Source organism: Streptomyces sp. NPDC058964, from assembly GCF_042741275.1.
Lineage (GTDB): Bacteria > Actinomycetota > Actinomycetes > Streptomycetales > Streptomycetaceae > Streptomyces.
In genome coordinates this window covers 7,938-10,405 of record NZ_JBHYKH010000123.1, presented here as the reverse complement: position 1 = coordinate 10,405, position 2,468 = coordinate 7,938, and the positions used below count along the sequence as shown (strand labels likewise).

The window sequence follows — 2,468 nt, the reverse complement described above, 5'->3', positions numbered from 1 at the left end:
CAAAACAACCCACTGTGAGCTATTAAAAACCCCCGCCCACCCAGAACAACCGCGTCGCCCCCAACCCACCCGCCCCCGCCCCCTTCGTGGTGTGCGAACGCATGTGCCGGTCAATGACGTCGCCGTGCCGCCGTGGGGAGTTGGCACTCCTGTGTTTGACTTGTCTCTCTGTGGGCATGTCGACAAAACGCTGAAGTGACCTCCCGGACTGCGGTATACCGGGTGTACCGAGGTTGCAGGTGGTGCGACGATGGACGTTATGGGGGACAAGGCAACTCTGTTGGAGACAGGGCGTTTTGCGCAGAATTCCGACCATGCGCAGCCTTCTGACTACGTGGAGCCTTCCGAGTGTGCGCAGCCTTCCGGCCGGGACGAGGCCGGCGAGGCCGCCGAGGAGGCGCGTCAGAGGCTCGCCGTGGAGGCGGGTGACGTCGAGGCGATGAGCGTCCTCGGGGCCATGCTGCTGCGCCGTGGCGATCTCGACGGAGCCGAGCCCCATCTGCGTGCCGCCACCGCCGCCGGGGACCGGGCCGCCGCCAACAACCTGGGTGTCCTGTTGCATCAGCGCGGTTATTCGGAGGAGGCCGCCGGATGGTGGCGGATCGCCGCCGTCGCCGGTTCCGCGGCCGCCGCGCACGCGTTGGGCCGGCACCACCGTGAGCGGGGAGACGAGCCTGCCGCCGAGTACTGGCTGCGCCAGTCCGCCGAGCAGGGCCACGCGCTGGGCGCGTACGCGCTCGCCGACCTGCTGGAGCACCGCGGGGCCGCCGGGGCCGACCAGTGGATGCGGGCCGCGGCGGAGCGGGGGCACCGTGAGGCGGCGTACCGGCTCGCCCGCGCGCTTGATCGCAAGGCCGGGGCGGAGGGAGACGGCGCGTCTGACAACGGTGTCGCGTCCGTCTTCCTGGACGAGGCCGAGCAGTGGTACCGGCAGGCCGCCGCGCGCGGGCACCGGCGCGCGGCGCTGCATCTGGGAGCGATTCTGGAGCGGCGGGGCGACCTCAAAGAGGCCGGGCGCTGGTACCTGACCTCCGCGAAGGACGGCGAGGCGCGAGCGGCGTGCGCGCTCGGGTTCCTGCTGCGCGACGCCGGGGACACCGAGAGCGCGGCCGTGTGGTGGCTCCGGGCCGCGCAGGACGGAGACGGCAACGCGGCCAACGCGCTCGGCGCGCTGCACGCGGAGCGCGGGGAGACGCAGACCGCCGAGCGGTGGTACCGCGCGGCGATGGACGCCGGGGACGACAACGGGGCGTACAACCTCGGGCTGCTCTGCGCCGAGCAGGGGCGGACCGGGCAGGCCGAGCAGTGGTACCGGCGGGCCGCGTACGCCGGGCACCGTGAGGCGGCGAACGCCCTCGCCATCCTGCTGCTGCAGGGAGGCGACGCGACCGGGGCCGAGCCGTGGTTCTCCAAGGCGGCGGAGGCAGGGAGCGTGGACGCCGCGTTCAACCTGGGGATCCTGTACGCCGGGCGGGGCACCGAGGAGGATGCCCTGGCCGCGCTGCGGTGGTACGAGCGGGCGGCCGCCGCCGGGCACACGGAGGCGGCGTTGCAGGTCGGTATGGCGCGGCTTCGGGAGGGGGACGAGCAGGAGGCGGAGCGGCATCTTCGGTGCGCGGCCGGCGGGGGGAGCGCCGAGGCGGCGTACCGGCTGGCCGCCGTGCTGGACGCGCGACGGCCTGCTGCGGCCACGCATGAGCTCGGCGAGTCGGCGCACGAGAAGACCGAGTGCGAGGAGTGGTACGAGCGGGCGGCTTCCCAGGGGCATCGGCGGGCGCAGGTGCGGGTCGGGATGCTGGCTGCGGCGCGCGGTGATGTCGTGGAGGCGGCGCGGTGGTACCGGGAGGCCGCCGAGGCCGGGTCCCGGAACGGGGCGTTCAATCTCGGGCTGCTGCTGGCGCGGGAGGGAAGCGAGCCGGAGGCGGCCGTGTGGTGGGCGCGGGCCGCTGACGCCGGGCACGGACGGGCGGCGCTTCGGCTGGCCCTGGTCTACGCGCGTCGTGGCGAGCTGGCGGAAGGGCAGCGGTGGGCCGACAGGGCGGTGTCGCTCGGGCCGGAGGAGGTCGCGGAGCGGGCGTCCCGGTTGTCGGACGCTTTGCGGGAGGAACTGTCGGCGTGACGCTGCGCTGGGCTCGGGCGGGTTCCTTGCCCACCCGCCCAACCGACTCGGCCGGCTGAGAAGTCCTGTCCCGGGGCTCCGCCCCGGGCGCCCGGCCTGCCCCTCCGGGAGGTCCCCGAATGCCCGGCGGGCACTCCGTTCCCAGCCTCCTGCCGGCCCTGCCCCCACCCCCCGACAAGCGATTTGCCTCGCTCCGCGTCCTTGACGTAGTGTTGCGTTCACCGACGCGGGGTGGAGCAGCTCGGTAGCTCGCTGGGCTCATAACCCAGAGGTCGCAGGTTCAAATCCTGTCCCCGCTACTGAAGGCCCGAAGGGCCCGGGCGTGATATAACGGCGCGGAGGCGTTTTT

Annotated in this window: 1 protein-coding gene and 1 tRNA gene; both read left to right on the top strand. The window is 73.3% G+C overall.

Annotated features, from left to right (window positions below; translation table 11 throughout):
• Positions 1–250: 250 nt before the first annotated feature.
• Positions 251–2,119 (top strand): sel1 repeat family protein, encoded by a 1,869-nt coding sequence (locus ACFW2E_RS17540; RefSeq protein ID WP_384467293.1) that lies wholly within the window; start codon positions 251–253, stop codon positions 2,117–2,119.
• 225 nt (positions 2,120–2,344) lie between these two features.
• Positions 2,345–2,418: transfer RNA gene (locus tag ACFW2E_RS17535), tRNA-Met, on the top strand.
• The last annotated feature ends 50 nt before the right edge of the window (positions 2,419–2,468 follow it).